We start from the raw sequence: 6,140 nt of genomic DNA, 5'->3' as shown, positions 1-6,140 counted from the left end.
GGAAGAAATTTTGAAATTTGCGAGAAAAGAATATCAATTTTCTAAGTCAAATGAAACTATATTTGTGTTGCCGAAGTAGTGTAATAGAACAGTTAGCGATAGCTAGCTGTTTTTTTCATGTATGAAGGGCATGGTACAAGAAACAATTACATATTGTAAAAATGAAGAGTGTGAGCTGTTTTTATACTTATGGAATATATACGAAAATAAATGTTGTTAAAATTCTGTCAATTGTATTATAATACAAGGTAAGCGGATACATTTTTTAATCAACGTTGAGTTTATCACTCATACGACTATTAAGAAAACCGTTATCCCGTATTAGAAAGGAAGAGAGCTGTGTACGCTTCAAATACAATTTATGTCGTAGGGGATGCGAAAGCACCTCAAAATAATCCCATTACCGAAAAGTTTAAAAGCTATTTTGTAGCGTTTGTACTTGTTAAGGAGACTGGGGAAATTGTAGATGCAGATTGCTCAGCGACAATTGCATTAACATCACAGTTTGTTAAATATTTATTTCTACATAAAAATATTAATGACCCAGCGTTAGTAATGGAAATAAAAGATCGTTATTTCGGTTCTTCTCAAAAGGCACTACTTGTAGCATTAAAAGATGCACAAAAAAAATATAATCAAATCGCTGCTTTGTCTACTCATTCATAGACAAAATCCAGCCGTAAGAATCTTCTTATGGCTGGATTTTTTTATTTCACATGTACCTTCTACATGGAAAGTAAGCACAAGCGGAGATCTTTTGATCCAAAAAGGTTAAGAATTAAGGATCCATTTTGCTAGACAAAGAAAGGGTGAACAAAATGAAAATTACCGATGTAAAAGTAAATCGTAGACGTGTTAATCTTCATACACCGTTTAAAACAGCTCTTCGTACCGTAACCGAAATAGAAAGTATAGATGTATATATTCATACAGATGAAGGAATTATCGGTAAGGGAGCTGCAGCTGCAACACCGGTTATTACGGGTGATTTCGCTAACGGGATTGAAGAAGCAATTTTAGGGTCGATGCGTTCAAGTTTAATTGGTCAAGATATCATTCAATTTCAGCAGTTACTGCAGCACATTCAAGTGAGTTGCATTGGAAATCCAAGTGCGAAAGCAGCGGTAGATATCGCATTATATGATGTGTATTGTCAATATCGTAACGTTCCACTTTACGCATTATTAGGCGGGAAGAAAGAAATTCATACAGATATTACGGTGAGTGTAGATGAGCCTTTCATTATGGCGAAAGAGGCAAAGCAACATGTAGAAAAAGGATTTCAAACTTTAAAAATTAAAGTGGGGAAATCTGCACACTTAGACTTAGAACGTATTGAAGCGATTCGAAATAGCGTACCAAAAAATACGACGTTACGATTAGATGCAAATCAAGGGTGGAATCCAAAAGAGGCAGTTTCTATCATTAAAGAGATGGAAAATCGCAATTTAAATATTGAATTTATTGAACAACCTGTTCATGCGAAAGATTGGGATGGATTAAAGTACGTCAAAGATCATGTACAAACACCTATTATGGCAGATGAAAGCATATTTTCAGCGAGTGATGCATTAAAAATTGTGCAAGGAAGATATGCAGACTTAATCAATATTAAATTAATGAAATGTGGTGGCATTCGCGAAGCGTGGCGTATTGCCGATATCGCAGAAGCAGCTGGTGTGAAATGTATGGTAGGAAGCATGATGGAATCTTCTCTTTCTGTTAGTGCTGTTGCACATTTAGCTGCTGCACATCCTAATATTCATTACTTCGATCTTGATGCGCCACTTTGGTTAATGGAAGAACCGGAAGGAATGACTTATTCTGGATCAAAGGTAAACCTTCAATCGACAGTGAATGGTAAATCTTAGGAGAGAAGACTAGTAAACGATCTTTTAAGGGGGATATGTATGAAAAAAGTAGGAACTGCATTTTTAACAACTTTATTTATATTTTCATCGTTTACATCAGCAAATGCTGAAGAAAAGAAAGATAGTAAGGCATTTATCGATGTATCTGCCGCAACACTTTGGACCACGCCTGATTCATTACGGCCAATTGATGCACCAAGTGCTACAAATCCAGTTGATTTGTGGAAGTGGACGAAATCGATGACGCTCGATGAGAAACTTTGGTTAACAAGTGCAAATAAATTAGAAACGCAAGCGTTATTAGGCCAAGAAGTAACAGTTGTAGATAAAAAAGGGGATTGGGTGAAAGTGTTAGTCCATGGTCAGCCAACACCTCGAAATGAAGAAGGCTACCCAGGATGGATGCCTGAAAAACAGTTAACATATAATCAAGAATTTGCAGATAAAACAAATGAACCTTTCGTGTTAGTAACGAAACCGACAGCCATTTTATATATAAATCCTTCTGAAAAACATAAATCGCTTGAAGTGAGCTATAATACGCGACTGCCGCTACTTAGTGAAGATACGATTTCATACCGCGTGTTGCTACCAAATGGGCAGAAAGCTTGGCTACGAAAAAATGATGGAACGGTTTACCGTTCTCAAAATGATATTCCAACCCCGGCGGCCGATGATTTAATAAACACAGGGAAAATGTTTTTAGGATTACCTTACATTTGGGCTGGTACAAGTGGCTTCGGATTTGATTGCTCTGGATTTACACATACGATTTATAAATCGCACGGTATTACAATTCCGCGAGATTCTGGTCCGCAATCGAGAAATGGAGTTGCAGTGGATAAAGAAAATTTACAAAAAGGAGATTTAATCTTCTTTGCACATGATCAAGGGAAAGGTAGTGTCCATCATGTGGGAATGTATATTGGTGACGGAAATATGATTCACTCACCAAGAGCTGAAAGATCAGTAGAGATTATACCGTTAAATACACCTGGATATATAGAAGAATACGCTGGTGCTCGTCGTTACTTACCTTAAAAAATAGAGGGGGTTTTCAAATGAAAAAATTTGTTCGCTACTCATTAGTTAGTACTCTATTCGTTTCTTCGATTTTAGTTGGCTGCGCAAAAGAAAAAACAACGACAAAGCCGAAAGATGAGAAGAAAGTATTACAGTTACTAGAAACGGGTGAAATTCCATCGTTACATTCAGGGAAAGTAACAGATGCAGTATCATTTAACGTTTTAAATAACGTAATGGAAGGATTATTCCGTTTATCGAAAGATGATGAAGTGATTGAGGCTGGAGCACAAAAATATGAAGTGAGTAAAGATGGAAAAACATATACATTCCATTTGCGTGATGCGAAATGGTCTAACGGAGATCCAGTAACAGCGCAAGATTACGTATATGCTTGGAAGCAGCTTATTAACCCGGATACAGCTTCTCAATATGCATACATTGCGTACGATGTGAAAAATGCAGAGAAAATAAATAAGAAACAACTAGGGTTAGATGAATTAGGAGTAAAAGCAAAGGATGATAAAACGTTCGTTGTAGAGTTAGAACATCCTGTACCATATTTTACGAAACTACTTATTTTACCGTCCTTCTATCCAATTAACGAGAAATATGCGAAGGAGCAAGGCGATAAATATGGATTAGAAGCAAATAAAGCGGTATATAATGGGCCATTTACATTATCTGATTGGAAGCATGAAGCTAGTTTTACGATGAAGAAAAACGATAAGTATTGGGATAAAAAAGAAGTGAAGCTAGATGAAGTAAACTATCAAATTGTTAAAGAAATTTCAACTGCGGTAAATTTATATGAAACAGATAAAGTTGATAGAGCTGTCATTTCAACTGAATTCGTAGATAAATATAAAAATAATAAAGAGCTTAAACAATATACAGATCCGGTTATGTACTTCTTCCGATTCAATGAAAATGTACCGATTCTTAAAAATAAAAATGCACGTCTTGCACTAAGTACAGTGTTTGATAAGAAAGGACTTGCGACTTCATTTTTAAATGATGGTTCGGTCGCTGCAAACTATTACGTACCAAAAGGATTTTTAAAAGGTCCAGATAAAAAAGATTTTAGAAGTACGGCAGGTGAATTTAATAAAACTGATGTAAAACAGGCGAAAGAATATTGGGAAAAGGCGAAGCAAGAGACTGGTACAAATGAAGTGACGCTTGAGTTATTAAACTATGATTTAGAAAACTTCAAAAAAGTAGGAGAATATATTAAAGAGCAGCTTGAGAAAAACTTACCGGGCTTAAAGGTAAATGTGAAATTACAACCACATACGCAAAAATTAGCGCTAGAGAAGAAGAAAGAATATGAAATGTCGTTATCACGCTGGTTACCAGATTATCCAGATCCAATGACATACTTAGAAGTATTCCTTTCTGGAAGTAGTGTGAACAATACAGAATATGCAAATCCGGAATATGATGCGTTAATTAAGAAGATTAAAACAGAATTAGGTAATGATGAAAAGGCTCGCTGGAAAGCACTACAAGATGCTGAAAAAATGCTACTTGATGATGCAGTTATTGCTCCAGTATTCCAGCGCGGATTATCTTACTTACAAAAACCATACGTGAAAGATTTATATGTACATCAATTTGGTCCAGCTACAAGTTTAAAATGGGCAGATGTACAAAAATAAAGGATGAGAAAACAGACTCCACGTGTGTGGTAGTCTGTTTTTTTAGTTAAAGTCGGGTAAATAGTACATGGTATAATTTACTAGACTGTATAAAACTTTGGAGGGGAATGAAGTTTTATGTTTGAAGAAAAGAAAGTAATACATACAAAAAGGTTATTTATGAGAAAGCCGCTTATAGAAGATGTTGAACAATTTTATAGCATATTAAAGGAAGAAGCTGTTGGCAAATGGCTTGCTAAATCAAGGGGAATGTCAAAGGGAGAAGCAGAGGACTATATTATACAACTAATATCACATTGGGAACAGTATGATTTCGGGGTATGGTTGTTAGTTAATAGAAATAAAGGAGAGCTTTTAGGACATTGTGGTTTAAGAAAAATAGATGAAACAGGTGAAATAGAAATTATGTATTTACTTGATCCGAAGTATTGGGGAAATGGATATGCATCAGAAGCAGCAAAGGCGTCCATTCAATATGCAAAAGAGATGATGAATGTAAAAAGAGTAATTGCTAGAGTAAAAGTAACAAATGAGAATTCGAAAAAACTTTTACGAAATTTAGGTTTCACATATACTCATGATGTTGATCATAGTGGCCGTTTATTATCGTACTTTGAACTCCAGACATCATTAGATAAATTATAGACATTTTTTATGTTTTTTAACGGTTTAAAAATAAAATTATTACTCAAATTCCAGTGTGAAATGTATGTAGAATCTTGTATAATTAACGTGTTTCTATGGAAACATTTTCTTGTGCTAAATATAGGACTTAATAGAACAAGGAAAGAAATACATACATGTATATGATAGATAAATAGAATGGAACATGTATAGAGAAAAAGGAGAGAAATGATGGCGTTTCAAAAACAAGGGTTACAATTTAATAGCGATAGGAAGAGGAACAAAAAATGAAAATGAAACATGCTTTTGGTCCGATAATTTTAGCGTGTGTGCTTTTTTTCATTATCATACTCATCCCATCGAAAAGTTTAGTATCACTGATTAGTGATAAGAAGGTAGAAGATGCGGCAACTTCTTTACAAAAAGAAAAATTACAAAGTGTATTCTTGCAACAGAAAATGTTAGAGAATTCGCAGTATTTACCGATGTACGGTTCATCTGAATTTTTACGAATGGATGCATATCATCCATCTAATTACTTCAAAGTGAATCCTGCAGGTTTTACGCCATATTTAATCGGAATTGGTGGTACACAAAGTTTAGCTCATATATTAAATATGACGTCTACTATGGATGAGTTAGAAGGTAAAAAAGTAGTCTTTGTTTTATCGCCACAATGGTTTACAAAGACTGGGGTTTCGCAGGGGGATTTTACGAACAATTTCTCCAAACAACAGGCATATCATTTTATTTTTAATGATAAAATAAATGTAGAAATGAAGAAGCAAATTGCGAAACGACTATTAGATTATAAAGTTGTTCAAGAAGATGATATTTTAAAAAATTCATTAGAAGGTATTGTATATAATGATACGAAACATAACATAAAAGCGGGTTTAGTTAAACCACTTGCTTATATGCATCGAAATATTTTAGATCATAGAGATTTATTTAACTCTAT

The 6,140-nt window shown here is 34.6% G+C and carries 7 protein-coding genes; all 7 read left to right on the top strand.

The features are described 5' to 3' along the window. The coding region (locus KI369_RS29990) for an FtsB/FtsL family cell division protein (protein ID WP_498033622.1) at positions 1 to 79 on the top strand (79 nt) is incomplete at its 5' end. A gap of 260 nt (positions 80 to 339) precedes the next feature. After that, complete coding sequence (locus KI369_RS22315; protein WP_000271324.1) at positions 340 to 666, top strand: DUF3870 domain-containing protein; 327 nt, start codon at positions 340 to 342, stop codon at positions 664 to 666. 152 nt (positions 667 to 818) lie between these two features. Continuing rightward, a complete protein-coding gene (locus tag KI369_RS22310) occupies positions 819 to 1,871 on the top strand; it encodes a dipeptide epimerase (RefSeq protein WP_212957429.1) in 1,053 nt (350 codons plus the stop codon). 39 nt (positions 1,872 to 1,910) lie between these two features. After that, a complete protein-coding gene (locus tag KI369_RS22305) occupies positions 1,911 to 2,912 on the top strand; it encodes a C40 family peptidase (RefSeq protein ID WP_000755450.1) in 1,002 nt (333 codons plus the stop codon). A gap of 20 nt (positions 2,913 to 2,932) precedes the next feature. Beyond that, positions 2,933 to 4,555: a peptide ABC transporter substrate-binding protein gene (locus tag KI369_RS22300; RefSeq protein WP_000714962.1), complete on the top strand. Its 1,623-nt coding sequence runs from the start codon at positions 2,933 to 2,935 to the stop codon at positions 4,553 to 4,555. Positions 4,556 to 4,672: 117 nt separating this feature from the next. Continuing rightward, positions 4,673 to 5,200 carry a GNAT family N-acetyltransferase gene (locus KI369_RS22295; RefSeq protein WP_212957428.1) on the top strand — a complete coding sequence of 176 codons (528 nt, stop codon included), beginning with the start codon at positions 4,673 to 4,675 and terminating at the stop codon, positions 5,198 to 5,200. 266 nt (positions 5,201 to 5,466) lie between these two features. Then, a partial coding sequence (dltD, locus tag KI369_RS22290; RefSeq protein ID WP_212957427.1) for a D-alanyl-lipoteichoic acid biosynthesis protein DltD occupies positions 5,467 to 6,140 on the top strand: 674 nt, incomplete at its 3' end.

Source organism: Bacillus sanguinis, assembly GCF_018332475.1.
Lineage (GTDB): Bacteria > Bacillota > Bacilli > Bacillales > Bacillaceae_G > Bacillus_A > Bacillus_A sanguinis.
Note: the sequence above shows the minus strand (reverse complement) of the source record. Positions and strands in the feature narration are given on the sequence as shown.